We start from the raw sequence: 16,228 nt of genomic DNA on the forward strand, positions 1-16,228 counted from the left end.
TCTTGTGCGGTCGTAGAGGAAGGACGTAGGACCGGCACGGCTTCGTGTCGGCGATGGTGCGGCATCCACAAAATAGGAATATAATCCGCATCCCATCAAGGCACATAGACTTCGTCCCGCCCTCAGCGCATGCTCGTATCGGGGAGCTGAAGGGCAACATGGACGCGATCAACGCACACCGACAAAAGGGCGGCTGTGTTGCCGGCACTTTGTAAGCCGTTCCAACGTCAAAATTGTCGGCTTGCTTCCCGTCCCTCGCGACTGCGGGGTGGTCGTTTAATCGATTGACTCGCGTAAGGCACCGGCAGTTAATCTCCCCGCCAGGGCAAAAAGACGGGCTATGAAACTGGGAGCAAACGATGACTGTCCAAAAAGAAGACTATCGAACCAACAGAGCCGACTACGCCACAGCTGCGATGCATAGCCGAGCGACCGCTGAGGGCGATCGTGATGATTTGGTGGCGAGGAAAAAGTCCCTGTGGGTAACAGATCGGCGATCTGCAAAATTGGCTGCAAACCCGTCAGAAAGCTCGCCAGAACCCAAGGCAAAAGCGCGCGGTAAGTGAATCGTGCCAGCCACTTTCTTACCGCCGCGTACTTTGTTCGCATGGTTCAAGTACATTAGATTTGTCTAATGTACTAACCAGTCAGTCGAGCATTCCCGAACGCTCGCTGGTCAGGCCAAGCGGCCCCCTAACCCAAGCCGCTGGGCCGCCCCCTAAGGAAGTGCGTGTATCCCTGAGGCGGTCGTCGGTGACCCGCCTCCGTACCGCGGCCGGGATCGCAACCACGTCATCGACCCAACGCCCCGCATCGGTACCCCTCAAACGAATGGCAATTTTCTGTCCAGATGCGTTTAGTATCCATTCTCGGGAGACCCACGCGTGGTCGCGTGGGAGACAAGTGACTCCCCTTTAAAGGCATCGAGATGCTACCAGTGCTGAAAAGTCAGTTCCTTAGACCTAAAGATCGGGCGATTTGCCAGCGGGTTGTCGACCAGATAACCGCCGACGCTAAATGGTACAGCACTTCGATAGACGGTCAGATTCTGGTCTCGACCACGCTGAATCTCTTTCAATCAGGGGTCGTAAACGAAACGAATTTGCTGGCACATGTTCGCGCGCGGCGCCACGACTTCACTAAACTGACAGCCTAGCTCCACCCGGGCGGAAACAGCGCGCTAAGCTGCAGCATACACGTTTCCGCAACGAGAAAAGGCGGCAGATCGAGGTGCCAGCCCTGTTCTGGCTGAGTATCTTGTAGACACCAGCTTGACGCGCTTCAGAACAATGGTCTCGCCGTGCGGATGTTCGTCGAGGTCATCGATTCCGACCCCATGCTCAGCGATCCGGTCAAGAAGCCGGAGACCGGACCGGATGACCGTCGCCCTGGCAGCGCCTTCCACCGGCGCAGCGATCTGCTGTTCGATATAATCCATCTCTGGCTTCGCCATGAGGTCGAGAATGTGTGGGAACATCTTGCTGTACACGCGTGGTCGATAGCGGCTCTTTGTGCCGAGAACGCGGTTGGAGCGCCTGGATCCTCGGCGACGTGATGGTGCATGAGGCCCGACAGAACGGCGTCAACGGTCAGGTCGAATGTTTCCTGATCCCGGTTCCGGCGCTTGTTCGTCCTGAGCCCGACATGGGCCTCGCAGTTCAGGAGCAGCCCGATCGCTTCCTGGACGATAGCCTTGGTGTTCTCCGATGCGGCGAACCGATAGGCATTGAAGGGACTGTCGCGCTCTTCCTCTCCGTCATCGAGTTCGGTCACGATAGGGGTAGTCTGATCCATCTGCAAAATTTCTGGTCTTCAAAATAGCCACCCCGCATACGCGGTCGCATGAACGGCGATAAGCAGGCAAGGTGTCGCGGGAGCGCTCCTCGCTATGCCGCCCTGTCCCGCTTTGCCAGCTTCGCCACGGTCGCCCGAGAGCAGCCCATTACGTCGACAATCTGATTCCAGCTGCGCCCGTCTTCAGCATCGCCGAGGCAGCGGCGTTCCGCTTCGCGTCCTCCTGCCGGCCCCGCATACGCCCGTCGGCCTTGGCCTTCTCGATCCCTTGGACCTGCCTCCTTCTTCGGTCGGTGTAGTCCTTGCGGGCAATGGCTGCGAGCATGTCCAGCATCATACTATTGATCGCCTCGGCCATGCGCCGGGAGAACTCGTCGCCTCCATCACTGACAGCCTGCCAGGATGTCGGCAGGTCCAGCGCCACGACGCGCACCTGCTTCGCCTTCAGGTCGGCTCTCAGCTTCTCCCAATCGGCCTCGTTCAACTGGGAAAGACGATCAACTTGCTCCACCAAGAGCACGTCTTGGGGATGACAATCGCGCATGAGCCGATCCAGCTCAGGACGCTTCAAGGTTGCCCCACTCTCGTTCTCTTCATACCAGGCGGCCACCGCCAGACCGCGCTCTTTTTTGAATCGTTCAAGGTCTTCCCTTGCCCGTCCTGCGTCTTATTCCTTGGTTGATGCGCGGAGATAGGCCCTGATGAAAGACATGTTCGGAAACCCTCTTCAGTTCAGTTAAGATGGTTTCCGGTTTGGCTGGTACCGCTGGAGCATACCATACGAGACCGGGTGCCTCGGTGGGTCACTTGATGAAGGAATAGGGCGTCAGGAACGGCTGACCGTACTGACCGGGCCAAGACCCCAAGAACTTGACGGAATAGCCTTTGAGGAACCCCGGTCGCCGCGTCTCGAAGTTCAGCCATGTTTTGGGAGACGAACGCCATGACCGCGAACGATTGCCGAAACATTGCCCAATACCCGGTCACCCCAAGCTCCATGCCTTTGACAAACCTGAAGCTGAACTGATCTCCCACATTCTTCCGGCCCTGCGACATGGTGTAATCCGCCCCGAGGATGTCCAGAAATGCTTGGGGCAGCCGGCCTTGAAATCGTTCATAGTTTGAATGCCATCGCGCAAACACGCCACCAGCCGGGCCGACAATCTCCCCAGTAACCCAGTGGTGAAGGGCAAACCCATGCGAGCGGCGAAGGTAGTCATTACGGAGGACATGATCGGCCCGTTCGCCGCCAGCACTCCTCCGCCCTTCAACGTAGCGGCCGTCCTCCTTCGGTCTGCCCAGTTCGGCGATTAGGCTGGGATAGTTTCGGTACACAGATTTGATCGACCGCTTGACGTCGTCATGCTGTTCAGCCGTCGTCGGGTTGGGCAGGAAGCGGCTTGCGAACGCCGCGACATCGTCCATCTCGCGTGTCCCTTCAGTGACATTGCTTGCAGGTAGTCACTTCCCCGCCCTTCGGTCGCCACTTTCCATCGAACAGCCCCCTTGGCGGTACGTGGTCGATGTCGACGCCGCGAGTCGATCCGGCACAATAGATGCAGAACGGCTGCTTGCTCCGTAACTTCTGGCTCAGACTCACCATGTTGGGGTCCAACTCTCCGACACAACATGTTACGGCCTCGCTGGCGGAAAGCGAAGGGCGCATGGGGGAGTCTCGCGCGAGCCAGTTATCCGATCCCCCGCTCAGAAATTTCTACCAAACATTCCGCCCCCTTCACACGAAATCGTATGTTGATTTTTTACCACTGTGGATCATCAATGATCGCTTGGGTTTAGCTTGAGGGGGCTCCCAGGATGGGCGATCAACCGAACTCTCCACCCGCCGCAGCTGCCACGAAGGACCTTGTTCAGAAAGTGATCCTGCAAGCCTCTCGCGGTGAAGTCTTATCCGTAAAGGAGACCATCGCAGAGATACGCCGAGACTCTTCGTATCTGCTGGTTACTGACGATGAGCTGGTCTACCTTATAGTCACTGCGGCCCCGGCCTTCGGACTGTCAGTCGCGTTCGACCTCCACGAATAGTCCTCCCGGCAGCCCATTGGTTCGACCTCAGGTGTACGTCGGGACGACCGATCCGGGGTTGTGGGACCAAAGGCGGATCGAGGCGCGCTCTATAGGGTCGAGAGGGCAGGGGGTCCTCGCGCGAGCCAGTAATCCGATCCCCTGCTGAGAAATTTCTACCAAACATTCCGCCCATCATTCAAAGGAACAAATCCGCTCGCGGTGCAGTTCGGTCCTTTTAAGCATGCAGGCCCGAACATGGCTGAAATCGATAAAGCCAAACAGAAGGTTATTGCCGAAGTTGTGCGGCGGTGGATCACTTCAGAGGTAATCCGCAATCACCTTCGCAACCTGCTAAATCTGCCCGTAGAACGGGAGCTGCCGGCTGAGCAAAAGCATTTGCTGCAGGAACTTGATAGGGCCGACAAAGAGTGACTGTATGGCACTCCATTGGTTCTCCCCTCCGGTCCCCGTCAAGACCGAGCGTCCCGGGACCCTTCGCAACGTCAACAACGCCGAGACAGCCGGCGAGGAGCTGCTGAAGTGGACGAAGCGTGGCCCTTGCTGGGACCTCGCGGTGAGCGTTTGCATGGCCGTGATATTCGACGAGATGGAAGCTGAGGAGGCCCGTAAGGCATTCCTGGCTGCCGCTAAGGAGGAGGGTAGGCTTTTTCCTGATTAGCAGGTCGCATCGCTCTTCGCGCGAGCCAAATTCGATCACCGGTCCAGACATCTCTACCAAACATTCCACCCCCTCTAATTATCCCTCAATGGCAACCCATTGGTTCGTCCCTCCCGTGTTCGTGAAGACTGAAACCGGCGACAGGCATGGCTGCAACAATGCGAGGGCAGCCCTTGAGCAACTCAAGAGGTGGACCCGCAGAGGACCCGCTGGCACAAGGCGGTGAACCTTTGCCTGTCAGATCTAGAGAGCGATCCGATTGACCCTCAGGTGGTACGAAAGGGCTTTGAGGCTGCCGCCAAGGAAGCCAAGGTGTATCTCTCACCAGAGTAGGAACCCTCCACTCGTGTTCATCGAACCGGTTCGCCATCCGGTCCAGCAGCTTACGGGATGCCGCAATTACGCGGCGGGTTTCATCAAGTGAGAGCCGAAGGTCATCGATGTCTGTGCGCGCGCGACGCTCATTCAACCGAGAACTGTCTATTTGTAAGCGAGAGCTGTCTATCAAGTGATACCAATCGGAAACCATCTTTGCAGAGCTAGCGCGCCCGCATCTCAAACTTGATCATAGCCTCTAAGAACGTTTCGTTGGACTCGTCGCGAACGGTCATCACAAATTCTCGAAAGGGCCATCCGGCAGCTTATCCTTGGTAATCTCAACCAAGGCCTTTACCGCCTCCGCCTTTGCAGCTTCGAGGTCCGGGAGATCGGTACCAACAACGTCAAGGAAGACTTTGCCAGTGTCGGTGAAGTCGAAGAAATAGCGCGGCATCCCTACAAACACAGTAACGCGAGAATGGTTCACGCTTGCGTTGCGATTGGCTGTGCAGCGGGCGCTGGCCGCTCTAATGCGCGCAACGCTAACGAGCGTGACCTGACGTCTAATGATGTCCGCGATATTTGGTTAAAAACGTACCCGCCAAGACTCATCGCCCCGATCGGCTTAGAGTTACTTCCGAAAGGAAGCGCTCTCATGCTGCCATTGCCCCACGCCGTCGATCCAAAAGTAGTTGCCGAAATCAACAATCTTCTAGACCAGTACGCCGGGGCGGTACCGGTGCCCGTTCACAAGCTCGCCGCGGTTGTCCGGCTGCGCCTCAGAAGCCATCTTTCCATCGCGACTATTGAGGCGCTGATCGTGGACGAAGCCGAGTGTCGCCACCTGCCCATGCTGTTCGAACTGCCGGCAACACATGCGGCTGTAGTTTCATCTGCTCTGGGCCGTGCGATTTGAAGTTTAGGCGCTCTGCCCGTCTGGCAACGAAAAGCGGACCTCAGGTTCGCGAAGCGGTATGCCCACGGTCTTCGATGATGAGCGCAGAGCGGCCCCCTCATGGCAACCCATTGGTTCTCCCCTCCGGTGTACGTCAAGACTGACCGACTTGGGGTCACCTACGGCTGCAACAATGTCGAGGGTGCCGCCGAGGAACTCATGAAGTGGACCGAGAGGGGACCGAAGTGGAATCTGGCGGTGCAAGCCTGCAGCGACGCCTTTGAGGGCCAGGTGTCACCCAGGGATGTTCGTAAAGCCTTCGAGGCCGCTGCCGAGGAGGAGGGGGTGCTACGCTAAATCTAGCTAGGTCTCCATTCCGCTTTCCACCGCGTCTCACGTCTGATTACTGGTCGTTCTCAAACATTGGGAGAGAATTTATGTCTGATTTCAAAGTTGGCGATGTGGTGGAGCTAAAGTCTGGCGGTCCTAACATGACGATCAACGAGGCGCAGAGTGCCGGCGGGTTTATGTGTCAATGGTTCAACAACGACGGCGGGGCGTACAAGCTTGAGACCGTCAGGATTAAAGGTGAAATGCTCAAAGCCGTGCCGAAGTAGTCGCCGCGCCTTCCTGACAGGGGGTCCCACGTTGCCTTTGATTGTTACGAACGGAGCATTGCTTGATGGCGCTGATCTTGGAGAACGTTACCAAAGCCCAGAACCTCATGAGCAAGATCGGCCCACCCATCTGCCGATGTGGGCTTATCACGGCAGCAACTTCGCGGGCATGTGCCTAGAGTTCGATACTGCTGACCTCATGATCAGTGACTTCCATGCAGAGAAACTGCGCCCGGTGACCTATGCGCGCGCAACGCTCTGCCATCGCTCACGCTCGCCGACATGGGGGCGCAGCATCTCGAAGAGGCGGTGATTGCTCGCATCACGCGCAAGCGCGGTGAATGGGCTCACGAGAAGGAATGGCGCTTCGTTACTGGCCAAGCCGGGCCTAAGCACTTTCTCGACGATGCGCTTCGTCGCGTGTGCCTGGGTCCCCGTGTCAAACCTGAACACGCCGCGCGGGTATGCGAGGTGATGGACCGGCGACCGGTGGAGGGGGGAAATCAGGGGTTTTGAACTAGCGTTTCGCAGCATTAAGCCAGCTAGGCCGCTGGGCGAATGCGAGCGGGTCGGCATCGGCAAGTTCGATCCCGTGGAGGACCTGTTCGCGGAAGCGGAACTGAAGCAGTTTCTGACGGTGCCATTCGAGGCACTTCTTGAGGAATGCCGCCGAACCGCTTCGAGACCGAACATGGAGGCAATGGCCGGGATTGATCTCGCCGGCAGCAACAGAAACGCCATTTACTTCTGGACGACCTATAAGCTCCGGAGCGGCCGTGAGGTCTTTCACAAGCGTTACTTCGACCGACGATTGCGCCTTGTCCTCGGGAAGGACTAAGTGGGGCCAGAAGACGGGATCGGGAGCATTGCCGTGGAAGGTTTGGACGAAGACACTCGGAAACGGCGGGAGACGCTGACTGCAGTTCAGTATGGCGGGATTTATCCCCCTCACGAAGCGTTCTACATCCAGTCGATCATCTACGCCGAGCCGGCTTTCGCCCTAATGGCCGAGCGTGGCACAGGACGCTATGTCGGGAGCGCCTTTATCACCTTGAACCGGGAGATGCGGGAACGCTTCACTTGCGGCCGAGGAGTATGAAACGTGCGGTGCCCCCCGCCGCAGCGACAGCCTTCGCTATTCCTTCTTGTCGACCAGCGCCCGTAGTGCCGAGACGTCATGCAGCAATAACCTGCTGCCGCGCTTTTCGATCAGGCCTCTCTTGGCGAGGTCGCTCATTTCGCGCGAGACCGCTTCCCTGTGCGTGCTCATCGTTGCCGCCAGCTCGGAATGCGTCGGTGCCGGGCTTATGGACACCTCGCCGTCCACGAGTGCGGCTTTCTCCGCCCGATGCAGGATCTCGACGATCAGCCGTTTTCGCACGACCAGAGTGCTGTATTCGAATACCCGCTCGGTCATGCGCCGGAGCTGGGCAGACAGATGCTCAAGCAGCACCCAGGCAAAAGTCGGGTGGGTCATCACGATATCCCGGAATGCTGTGCCGGACAGCCGTGCAGCGCGGGTTGCCTCCAGCGCGACTACGCTGGCAGAGCGTGCAATCCCGTCAATGCCTCCGAGCTCCCCGAAAATGTCACCCGGTTCGACATCGCGATACGCTATCTCCCTGCCGTCCGCTGAAACCAGTGTCACGCGAGCACGTCCTTCCAGCAGGAAGAAGACATCGCGACCAGTGTCGCCGTGGGAAATGATTAGCTCGTTGTGTCGATAGCTGCGCTCGTGCCACCGTTTGGTCAGCGCGGCCAGGTCGGCATCGCAAAGTCTTGAGATGAAGGCCAGAGAGCCTGTCACAACGGTCTCTTGTTCAATCAAGTGTACTTCACCTTACTCCCTATCCAAGGAAATTTGATGGCCGTAGGTCCCGCTTTCCGGGATGCAAACTGGGAGCGGATTTCGCCAATGTTTTCCCCGGTGTGGGAATTCCCACAGCCGAGCCTGGTTCGACTGTCATATCCTTGTTGCAACGTCAGGCCCGCCGGCTCGTGCGCAAGCCGGCGAAGGGAAAGGGAACAGTCATGAAATTCTTGGCTCCCGTCACAAAACTTGCTGCGGGGTTTCGCAAATTCGTCGCGCCGCGCTACCGCCCGGAGCTTTATTACATGCGTGGCCCGGGGCCAGCCACCGCCCGCCGTATGGGCACGCCGCGGCAAAACCAATCCATCGACCACTACGCCTAATTTGCCTCGCGGACGCCTGACGCTCTCGCCCGGAGTGCCGTTCGCGCCGTTCCGTACCGGTCAATTCAGATCAATGAAGGGAGGATCTGATCATGGTTATAATTCATGCTGCCGCCATTGGTCCATTTCGCAGGTGGTTACGCCTCCGCGCCGAGCGAAAAGCTCTCTTGTCGGCAACGGACCAGTTGAGCCGTTTACCCGATGACGTCCTTGGCGACATCGGCATCTCACGTGACGAAATCATGTGCGATTTGCGAAGCCGCGCCATCCGTCATGCGGAGGCAGGCGCGGCCGGCACGACGATCGAGCGCACCAGGATCGCTTCGGCCTCGATCCCGAAACGGTTGGCCGCCGGCAGTGGCTACGCCTCGGCCGAGATCCCCTTTGGCTGGTCCACGAGCGCGCGATCGAGCCTTACATCGAGGTTTCGACAAGCAGCGGCGCGCGGACGGGACCTTCGAACGGCACTACACCTGCGACCCCAAGGACTGGATGTTGACCGACGGGAGCTGGGGAGGATCTCAAAATGATCATGTCAGTTGTTAAGTCCCTCGCGCCTGTGACGCTCGGCACCGTGCTGATCGCAATCAGTCCGGCTTCATTGTCGGCTTCTGACGCCCAGGACCTCGCGTTCGCTCACGCTGACATGCCAATCAAACAGCTGAAAGACGTCTATTTGGATTGCGAGCGGGGAGGCCGCCGGTGCGCTGGGGACGGACGATGTGATGTACTGTTCGATGCGCGAGTTCCGACTAGGCGCGCGATAGCAGTTTGCGCATAATCAACGATGCATGGCCTTCTGCACCGTGCGACGCGGCCCTGCGATCGACCACTTCGAACCATGTTTGGACCGCGCACTTCGCCGATCAGCGCAGTAACCAACCCGCGGAGTTCCGCGAGCGACAGCCTTCAAACGAATCAGTCGGTGGTAGCGTCACGCATAGGGTGAATCACGAACGCGCTCGCCTGCAAACCCCTTCGCCCGGAAATCTGCCCCGGTTACGCGGTTCGCCAGCAGACTGAGAAGGAGCGGCTTCAGCCGATCGCCGATGCTATTTGTTATCTTTGTGCCGAATGGCAGCTTTGCGCCCCGATTTCGGCCGTTCGACTATATCGTTCGAACTCCCGAAAGCTGTCGGGGCTCCGGCCCTCTCAAACCCTCCACCGCCGTTGTCGCGCATGTGCCGCGTGCCACCTGCCGTGCTTTCAGCGAGCCGACCTTACCTCCAGTCTGGAACCTAGCAGTCGCCCAACTGGTTCAACCTTCCGCCACGGCCGGGCAGGGGAGGGCGTGCAAAACGGTAGGCGCGACCTAAGAAACGGTCGCGGTTCGAGTCGGTAGAGGGATACCGCCAATACAGTGCTGTGACCGAGTTCGTTTGCTGACGGGGCCTCTTAATCAGCGCAAATAAGTCCGACTCCGGACTCTGCAACCAGTTTCAGCATAAATCACTACTAGTCGCGATCTGACCAAAGCCCCGCCGGAAAAAAACGGCAAGGCCTTTTCCACGGCAGGTTTGGCGAAGCGCGGAAGGGCACTCGGCCGCCCACGTAACCGGCGTGCACGGTGAAGACGAGAAGGACGCTCTTCCAAGCGCGGAGTTCGAATCCTCCCTCACCGAAAACGGCGTATTCGCGGCACGTCAGCTTACGACACAAATATGCGGGGTTGATGGTTCGACCTGGTAGATGGCAGAGATCAACTTCGGCCTCGCTAAGCGAAGTCGTGGGGTTTATCCGACAGCGGAATCAGGATACGCGACGAGCACCCCGTGCCGGGTCAACCTCGCCGTCGGCAAGTACCGATCGGTGCGGAACCAAGCGGATTCACGCTTGTCGGCAGCGGACGCCGGCGGTGGCGATCAGCACCCGAGCAGGCTCCTCATTAGCAAGACAAACGTCCAGAGCGGAGGCCAATCTTGGCACGCGACTGCGCCATCCTGAACGACCGCTCTCCTCGGCTTAGTCAAACATACCTGCGGAATGATGCGCCTGGCCGGTGACAAATGAATCTCTGCTGGACCGCGGATGATATGGGGAGGCGCTCGCAAATCGCGCCCTACGCGCGGGTTGATCGGTTGATTAACATCAAAGCTTGAATATCAGAAATGCGCCAACTGTGACGGCGGTGGTCACCGTGGCTCGAGTGTCAGCAGATGTGGTAAGGTTGAGTGTCGGCGAGTGGCAGAGGTCGAGCAACAATGACTTTGAGGCGAACCAGAGCTTACGGCGCATCCGGCTTGGTTCTAGCGGTTTGCACTGTGTTTGCTTGGCAGAACGCCACTGCCGCTCAAAATTGCGACGCAGCCGCGACGCCTGGCGTCAATTGGCACGAGTGTGACAAGAAGCTTCTCATCCTAGAAGGACAGGACCTGAGCGGGGCGAACCTGTTCGGTGTTGATTTCACTTCGACCGACCTCAGGAACAGCAATCTCGTTGCCGCAAATCTTGAGAAGGCAACGCTTGTGCGTGCTTCCTTGGCCGACTCGACCGCCAAAGGCGCCCGGTTCGACAGAATCGAGGGCTACAGGACCGACTTCAGCCGTATGGACGCGCAGGGCGCTGCGTTTGCGAGCGCGGAAATGCAGCGCTCGAATTTCCAGGACGCCAATCTGACCAATGTTGATTTCACAAAGGCAGAACTGGGGCGTGCGCAGTTCCATGACGCCGATATCAGCGGCAGCCGCTTCTCGTTTGCCAATCTCGCACGGGCGGACTTCCGAGGAGCGACGTTCACCGCGCCGATAGACTTTGACCGCGCCTTTTTCTTTCTGACCCGTATCGAGGGCGTCGACCTTTCCAATTCGGTGGGTCTGTCCCAGTGGCAGATCAACATGGCTTGCGGAGACGCCCGGACCGAGTTGCCTTCTGGCCTGACGAGGCCTGAAGATTGGCCCTGTCAATTCCAGCAGGAATAGTTGTCGGCAAGCGAACCGCGGCAATGCTACGCCCGACAGGATGAAACTGAGAACCCCCTATGTCATCGTGTGCGCTATATAACTTTTGCGACAGCCGGGGGCGGATGAATGGAATCGGGCGTATTTCTCCACTACCCACGCGGTCCGAGGCGGCAGAAATGGGGCCGAGCAGACCGTCCGCTGCTAGGGTACCCAGCACGCGAGCGGACATGTGAGACCTCGGTGCGAAGATCCGGGATCAGGCCCATTGCGGACGTACGTGTTGGTTCGCCTGTTGGCGCCGAAGCGCCTTATCGTTCAGTCTCGCGGCACACATAGATCAAATGAACCGTATCGTCATCGATCAATGTGCTCGACACCAGTTGCAGCGGAGGCCTTGCTTGCCCCTGCCGAGCACGAACGGCCTCACGTGCAGGTGATATTCCTCGATCAGGCCGGACTGGAGGGCATGGTATCGAAGCGCATCGGCAGCGCCTGGCTGAACTGGATACGGATGTCCAGCGGGATGACGCCCAGGAACTCGCGGCGCTCCTCGACGGCCATCTCGCGCAGATCGTGAGCGTTGACCGTTGAGGTGCAGGCGCTGCTCGCCGGCCTTTCTGCGCGTCGGCGCCGATCCCGATATTGAGGCGCTGGAGCGAACATGCCAGTTCGTCGCCGAGAACGCCGACGAGCTGCGCAACAAGAACCTCGCCTGCTGGCGCCTTGGAGTGAAAGAAACGAACCCCCTCCCTCGCTCTTGGCCCGTAGTTCCAAGCAGGCACTTGCTGGCGGACCTATTGAACCAAAAGACCTAGCAACGAACTGAAATCGACAGGGTCCCTTCATAGCGGAATTAGTCGCGCTAGGGGCCCGTAAGTCACCGTGTCGGGCCTTGGCGCACAATGGCATGTGGATAGCTAAGTTTGACCCGCGGCAAGCGTCGCTGGATGGTCACGAGAGGGCGCCACTCGCACAGTCCTAAGCGACAGCGCACACTAGGCGCGCTGCCACCGCTATCGAGACATCGCCGTCACAGCTACCGCACCGATTTTGCAGCGTCGATGATCACGTCTGCGACCGAACGAGGTTTGGTCAACATGATCAAGTGATTGCCCTCGAGCTCGGTGATATGCGCTTTGATGGCCTTGGCCATCGAACCTTCGAACGCCGGCGGGATCGCACCGTCAGCCTTCGCAACCACGAACCAACTGGGCTTGGTCTCGGACGCCGCCCGGGTCAGCCGTTCGTCGAAGAGACGGGCCGCCGATGGCTGCTGCGTCGCCGCGAGAACCGCAACCTCCTCGGGGCGTCGCGTCCTGAGCGAAATACTTGCCCAGCCCCTCCTGGGGTACGGTCAGGAAGTCGCCGCTGTCCTTCTGCAGGGGTCGACGTCCAAGGCGCCGGCGGACTTCCCGCCGTAGCGCTGGTGGCTGACTGGCCCTTCGGCAGGGCGAAGGCGGCAACGTAGACCAAGGCTTTGACCTTGTCCGCCGTTCCGCCCTCGGTGATCACCATTCCGCCCCAGGAGTGGCCAACGAGGATCACATCTCCCGGCGCGGCCTCGATGGCCCGTTCAGTGGCAGCGACGTCGTCTGCAAGCGAGGTCAGTGGGTTCTGGACGGCAACGACGCGAAGTCCGGCGCTCTGCAGCAATGGAAATGACCTTGCTCCAGCTGGAGCCGTCTGGGGGGCGCTACCACATATGCATGATTTACTAGTTATTTCAGTAACTTATTCGATTTTTGGTAGCGGGAGAGGGACTTGAACCCCCGACCCCAGGATTATGATTCCCGTGCTCTAACCAACTGAGCTACCCCGCCAGGGCGGCGAAGGCCCGAAATCCAGCTTAAATCGGCAGGCATATCGGCGCGTTCGCCAAGGTCGCGCGGATATAAGGTTGCGAGGCCAAGCCTGTCAAGCATCGAAGTGGCTGCCGCGCCGGCATATTGCTGGCGCCTAAAGCTTTGCCGGGCAGACATTGGGCGCACAGGCCGGGGTTGAGTTCAGCGAGGCACGTCGCTATGTCTCGGCCACGAAAGCCATGGTCATGAATTGATGAAACCGCGCATTGCAGTCCTCGGTTGCGGATACTGGGGCAGCAACCACATCCGCACCCTAAAGGCGCTCGGCGCGCTGCATGCGGTTTCGGACGTCAACCCTGCGCGTGCGGAGGGTTTTGCCAGCGAGCAGGATTGCCTGGCGATCGAGCCGGAGGCGCTGTTTGCCCGCGACGATGTCGACGCCATTGTCATGGCGCTGCCGCCGCAGTTCCATGCCGACATGGCGGTGCGCGCCGTGCTCGGCGGCAAGGACGTGCTGGTGGAGAAGCCGATCGCGCTGACGGTGGCCGATGCCGAGCGTTCGGTGCAGGCGGCCGCCGATAATGGCCGTGTCTTCATGGTCGGCCACGTGCTGCGCTTTCATCCCGCCTTCGAGACGCTGAAGGCGCTGATCGACAATGGCGAACTCGGCGAAGTCCGCTACATCCACTCGCATCGGCTCGGGCTCGGCAAGTTCCACACCGAAAACGATGCGTTGTGGGATCTGGCGCCGCACGATCTGTCGATGATCCTGGCCATCACCGGCACCGAACCGGTCGAGGTGCGCGGCGAAGGCGCTGCCCTTCTCGACAATCTCAGCGACTTTGCGCATCTGCATATGCGCTTTCCCAGCGGCTTGCGCGGCCATCTGTTCGCCTCGCGGCTCAATCCCTACCGCGAACGGCGGCTGACCGTGGTCGGCACCAAGGCGATGGCGGTGTTCGACGATGTCGAGCCGTGGGAGCGCAAGCTTGCCGTCTACCGCCATGCGGTGTGGCAGGACAGCGGCCAATGGGCGTTCACCGCCAACGAGCCGTCCTATGTGGCGGTCGGCGAGGGCATGCCGCTCACGCGCGAGCTGGAGCATTTCATCCACTGCATCGAGACGCGGGCCGAACCGCGCACCAGCGGTGAGGAAGCCATCCGCGTGCTGCGCATCCTGACCGCCGGCACCGTTGCCCACACCAGACCCTAAAGAGAAAACGCCCTCTATTCGGCGGGAACCCGCGCCGGCTGGACGGCAAGCCGCGTCAGCATCGCCTCGGCTTCGGCGCCGCGCTCGGAGCGCTCGATGAAGCCGCCGCCGAACACGCGCGCCTCGTTGCCGTCGCCGGAATAGAGCACGCAGGCCTGACCGGGGGCGATGCCGGACTCGCCGTCAACCAGCTCCACCGAAGTGACGCCGGCGCGGTGATGCAGCACCGCCGGGCGCGGCGGCCGCGTCGAGCGTACCTTGGCGAAAAGCTCAAGCCCGGCCGCCGGGATAGCGGTCAGCGGGCCATCGCCGAGCCAGTTCATGTTGCGCAAGAAGATCTTGTGGGTCTCCAGCGCCTCGCGCGGGCCGACGACGACACGGGCCCGGTCGGCGTCGAGATGGACGACGTAGAGCGGCTCGCCGGAGGCGATGCCGATGCCGCGGCGCTGACCGACGGTGTAGCGCAAAATGCCCTCGTGGCGGCCAAGCACGCGCCCGTCTATATGGACGATGTCGCCCGGATTGGCGGCAGCCGGCTTCAGCTTGGCGATGATGTCGGAATACTTGCCCTGTGGCACGAAGCAGATGTCCTGGCTGTCCTGCTTGGCGGCGACCGTCAGTCCCATCTCCTCGGCGATGGCGCGAACTTCAGGCTTCGACAGGCCGCCGAGCGGAAAACGCAGATAGTCGATCTGCGCCTGGGTGGTGGCGAACAGGAAATAGCTCTGGTCGCGGTCGGCGTCGACCGGCCGGTAAAGCGCGCGATGGGCGCCATTGGCGCCGGAGCGGATGTAGTGGCCGGTGGCCAGCGCATCGGCGCCGAGTTCCTTGGCGGTCGCGAGAAGATCGGCGAATTTCACCGTCTGATTGCAGGAGACGCAAGGGATCGGCGTTTCGCCGGCGACATAGCTCTCGGCGAACGGGTCGATCACCGCCTTGCGGAAGCGCTCCTCGTAATCGAGGACGTAATGCGGGATGGCGAGCGTCTCGGAGACGCGGCGGGCATCGTCGATGTCCTGGCCGGCGCAGCATGAGCCGGCCCGGTGCGTTGCCGCGCCGTGGTCATAAAGCTGCAATGTGACGCCGACGACGTCGTAGCCCTCGCGCTTCAGGAGGCCGGCAACGACCGACGAATCGACACCGCCCGACATGGCGACGACGACGCGGGTGTTTTCGGGGCGTCCGGGAAGATCGAGGCTGTTCATGGTTCTTTCGTTCTGCGCGGCGCTTCAGTGCCAATGGCCGGAATATAGGTCAAGCGTCTCGACTGCGCCAGCTTTGCCGGGCCGGTTCATTTTTCCTGCCGGGTTCAACGCGCATGCCGGCAGATGTTTCAAATGCCGATGAAAAGGCTAACGCCGCGTTCATGATCCTTACCTAACCATTAGGGTCTGCTTAGGCAAATTTTAAAGCTGTGGCGGTAATGTGGTGGGGATTGGGTCTTTGAGTTTTTTGTAGAGAGTACGATGACCGATCTAATTAGACCGCGAGTCAAATATGTTATCGGGCCAGACGGCAGCCCACTTACCATCGCCGATCTGCCGCCGACAAACACACGTCGCTGGGTTATCCGGCGCAAGGCGGAAGTGGTGGCGGCGGTGCGTGGCGGGCTTTTGAGCCTCGAAGAGGCATGCCAGCGCTACAAGCTCACCACCGAGGAATTCCTGTCCTGGCAGGCGTCGATCGACGAATACGGCCTTGCCGGCCTGCGCACCACGCGCATCCAGCAATACCGGCATTAGGCCGGTAAGGGCGCTGATCAGCGCCCTTACGTTTGCGAGGGGCGACGATC

General features: G+C 59.9%; 20 protein-coding genes, 1 tRNA gene and 1 pseudogene. 14 read left to right on the forward strand and 8 right to left on the reverse strand.

Annotation, left to right across the window (positions count from 1 at the left end; translation table 11 throughout):
* Window positions 1-359 precede the first annotated feature (359 nt).
* On the forward strand, window positions 360-566 hold the full coding sequence (locus NKJ13_RS01720; protein WP_352506248.1) for a hypothetical protein: 207 nt from the start codon (window positions 360-362) through the stop codon (window positions 564-566).
* A gap of 614 nt (window positions 567-1,180) precedes the next feature.
* On the opposite strand, the gene NKJ13_RS01725 is transcribed toward NKJ13_RS01720, so the two are convergent.
* The gene (locus NKJ13_RS01725) at window positions 1,181-1,438 is read right to left on the reverse strand and encodes a hypothetical protein (protein WP_352506247.1); all 258 of its coding nucleotides are present in this window, start codon (window positions 1,436-1,438) and stop codon (window positions 1,181-1,183) included.
* A 116-nt stretch (window positions 1,439-1,554) separates the two neighbouring features.
* On the opposite strand from NKJ13_RS01725, the gene NKJ13_RS01730 reads away from it, so the two are divergent.
* The gene (locus tag NKJ13_RS01730) at window positions 1,555-1,821 is read left to right on the forward strand and encodes a hypothetical protein (RefSeq protein ID WP_352506246.1); all 267 of its coding nucleotides are present in this window, start codon (window positions 1,555-1,557) and stop codon (window positions 1,819-1,821) included.
* A gap of 121 nt (window positions 1,822-1,942) precedes the next feature.
* Here NKJ13_RS01730 and NKJ13_RS01735 read toward each other — a convergent pair whose 3' ends face one another.
* Both NKJ13_RS01735 and NKJ13_RS01740 read right to left on the reverse strand, forming a co-directional pair.
* A complete protein-coding gene (locus NKJ13_RS01735) occupies window positions 1,943-2,404 on the reverse strand; it encodes a recombinase family protein (protein WP_352736938.1) in 462 nt (153 codons plus the stop codon).
* A gap of 122 nt (window positions 2,405-2,526) precedes the next feature.
* Complete coding sequence (locus tag NKJ13_RS01740) at window positions 2,527-3,219, reverse strand: hypothetical protein (RefSeq protein ID WP_352691722.1); 693 nt, start codon at window positions 3,217-3,219, stop codon at window positions 2,527-2,529.
* Between the two features lie 855 nt (window positions 3,220-4,074).
* On the opposite strand from NKJ13_RS01740, the gene NKJ13_RS01745 reads away from it, so the two are divergent.
* Window positions 4,075-4,251 (forward strand): hypothetical protein, encoded by a 177-nt coding sequence (locus NKJ13_RS01745; protein WP_352478410.1) that lies wholly within the window; start codon window positions 4,075-4,077, stop codon window positions 4,249-4,251.
* Window positions 4,252-4,255: 4 nt separating this feature from the next.
* Entirely contained in the window at window positions 4,256-4,498 is a 243-nt protein-coding gene (locus NKJ13_RS01750; protein ID WP_352478412.1) for a DUF982 domain-containing protein, read from the forward strand.
* Between the two features lie 610 nt (window positions 4,499-5,108).
* Here the strand turns inward: NKJ13_RS01750 and NKJ13_RS01755 are convergent.
* A complete protein-coding gene (locus tag NKJ13_RS01755) occupies window positions 5,109-5,270 on the reverse strand; it encodes a DUF6894 family protein (RefSeq protein ID WP_352702918.1) in 162 nt (53 codons plus the stop codon).
* Window positions 5,271-5,471: 201 nt separating this feature from the next.
* Here NKJ13_RS01755 and NKJ13_RS01760 point away from each other — a divergent pair, with 201 nt between their 5' ends.
* The 5 genes from NKJ13_RS01760 to NKJ13_RS01780 all read left to right on the forward strand — a co-directional run bounded on the left by NKJ13_RS01760 (window position 5,472) and on the right by NKJ13_RS01780 (window position 7,427).
* Window positions 5,472-5,732 carry a hypothetical protein gene (locus tag NKJ13_RS01760; protein WP_352478416.1) on the forward strand — a complete coding sequence of 87 codons (261 nt, stop codon included), beginning with the start codon at window positions 5,472-5,474 and terminating at the stop codon, window positions 5,730-5,732.
* A gap of 126 nt (window positions 5,733-5,858) precedes the next feature.
* The gene (locus NKJ13_RS01765; protein ID WP_352776995.1) at window positions 5,859-6,068 is read left to right on the forward strand and encodes a DUF982 domain-containing protein; all 210 of its coding nucleotides are present in this window, start codon (window positions 5,859-5,861) and stop codon (window positions 6,066-6,068) included.
* An 80-nt stretch (window positions 6,069-6,148) separates the two neighbouring features.
* On the forward strand, window positions 6,149-6,328 hold the full coding sequence (locus tag NKJ13_RS01770) for a YodC family protein (protein ID WP_352478420.1): 180 nt from the start codon (window positions 6,149-6,151) through the stop codon (window positions 6,326-6,328).
* A 592-nt stretch (window positions 6,329-6,920) separates the two neighbouring features.
* A complete protein-coding gene (locus tag NKJ13_RS01775) occupies window positions 6,921-7,166 on the forward strand; it encodes a hypothetical protein (RefSeq protein ID WP_352737698.1) in 246 nt (81 codons plus the stop codon).
* 33 nt (window positions 7,167-7,199) lie between these two features.
* On the forward strand, window positions 7,200-7,427 hold the full coding sequence (locus NKJ13_RS01780; protein ID WP_352506240.1) for a hypothetical protein: 228 nt from the start codon (window positions 7,200-7,202) through the stop codon (window positions 7,425-7,427).
* 36 nt (window positions 7,428-7,463) lie between these two features.
* On the opposite strand, the gene NKJ13_RS01785 is transcribed toward NKJ13_RS01780, so the two are convergent.
* A complete protein-coding gene (locus tag NKJ13_RS01785; RefSeq protein WP_352478425.1) occupies window positions 7,464-8,135 on the reverse strand; it encodes a Crp/Fnr family transcriptional regulator in 672 nt (223 codons plus the stop codon).
* Window positions 8,136-8,359: 224 nt separating this feature from the next.
* On the opposite strand from NKJ13_RS01785, the gene NKJ13_RS01790 reads away from it, so the two are divergent.
* From NKJ13_RS01790 to NKJ13_RS31565, 3 genes and pseudogenes are all read left to right on the forward strand, one after another.
* Window positions 8,360-8,521, forward strand: a complete 162-nt coding sequence (locus NKJ13_RS01790) for a hypothetical protein (RefSeq protein ID WP_167522729.1) — start codon at window positions 8,360-8,362, stop codon at window positions 8,519-8,521.
* 2,201 nt (window positions 8,522-10,722) lie between these two features.
* Window positions 10,723-11,439, forward strand: coding sequence for a pentapeptide repeat-containing protein (locus tag NKJ13_RS01795; RefSeq protein ID WP_352702922.1), 717 nt, complete (start codon window positions 10,723-10,725; stop codon window positions 11,437-11,439).
* A 577-nt stretch (window positions 11,440-12,016) separates the two neighbouring features.
* Window positions 12,017-12,140: pseudogene (locus NKJ13_RS31565) on the forward strand (DUF4326 domain-containing protein); the annotation flags it as partial.
* Between the two features lie 517 nt (window positions 12,141-12,657).
* On the opposite strand, the gene NKJ13_RS01800 reads toward NKJ13_RS31565, so the two are convergent.
* Window positions 12,658-13,074: an alpha/beta fold hydrolase gene (locus NKJ13_RS01800; protein WP_352776996.1), complete on the reverse strand. Its 417-nt coding sequence runs from the start codon at window positions 13,072-13,074 to the stop codon at window positions 12,658-12,660.
* A gap of 90 nt (window positions 13,075-13,164) precedes the next feature.
* Window positions 13,165-13,241: transfer RNA gene (locus tag NKJ13_RS01805), tRNA-Met, on the reverse strand.
* A gap of 235 nt (window positions 13,242-13,476) precedes the next feature.
* Between NKJ13_RS01805 and NKJ13_RS01810 the strand changes: the two genes are divergently transcribed.
* A complete protein-coding gene (locus tag NKJ13_RS01810; RefSeq protein ID WP_254819113.1) occupies window positions 13,477-14,436 on the forward strand; it encodes a Gfo/Idh/MocA family protein in 960 nt (319 codons plus the stop codon).
* Window positions 14,437-14,450: 14 nt separating this feature from the next.
* Here NKJ13_RS01810 and mnmA read toward each other — a convergent pair whose 3' ends face one another.
* The gene (gene mnmA, locus NKJ13_RS01815) at window positions 14,451-15,641 is read right to left on the reverse strand and encodes a tRNA 2-thiouridine(34) synthase MnmA (protein WP_352776997.1); all 1,191 of its coding nucleotides are present in this window, start codon (window positions 15,639-15,641) and stop codon (window positions 14,451-14,453) included.
* Between the two features lie 261 nt (window positions 15,642-15,902).
* On the opposite strand from mnmA, the gene sciP reads away from it, so the two are divergent.
* Entirely contained in the window at window positions 15,903-16,178 is a 276-nt protein-coding gene (sciP, locus tag NKJ13_RS01820; RefSeq protein ID WP_023679563.1) for a CtrA inhibitor SciP, read from the forward strand.
* Window positions 16,179-16,228 lie beyond the last annotated feature (50 nt).

The organism is Mesorhizobium sp. M0174, from assembly GCF_040322275.1.
Lineage (GTDB): Bacteria > Pseudomonadota > Alphaproteobacteria > Rhizobiales > Rhizobiaceae > Mesorhizobium.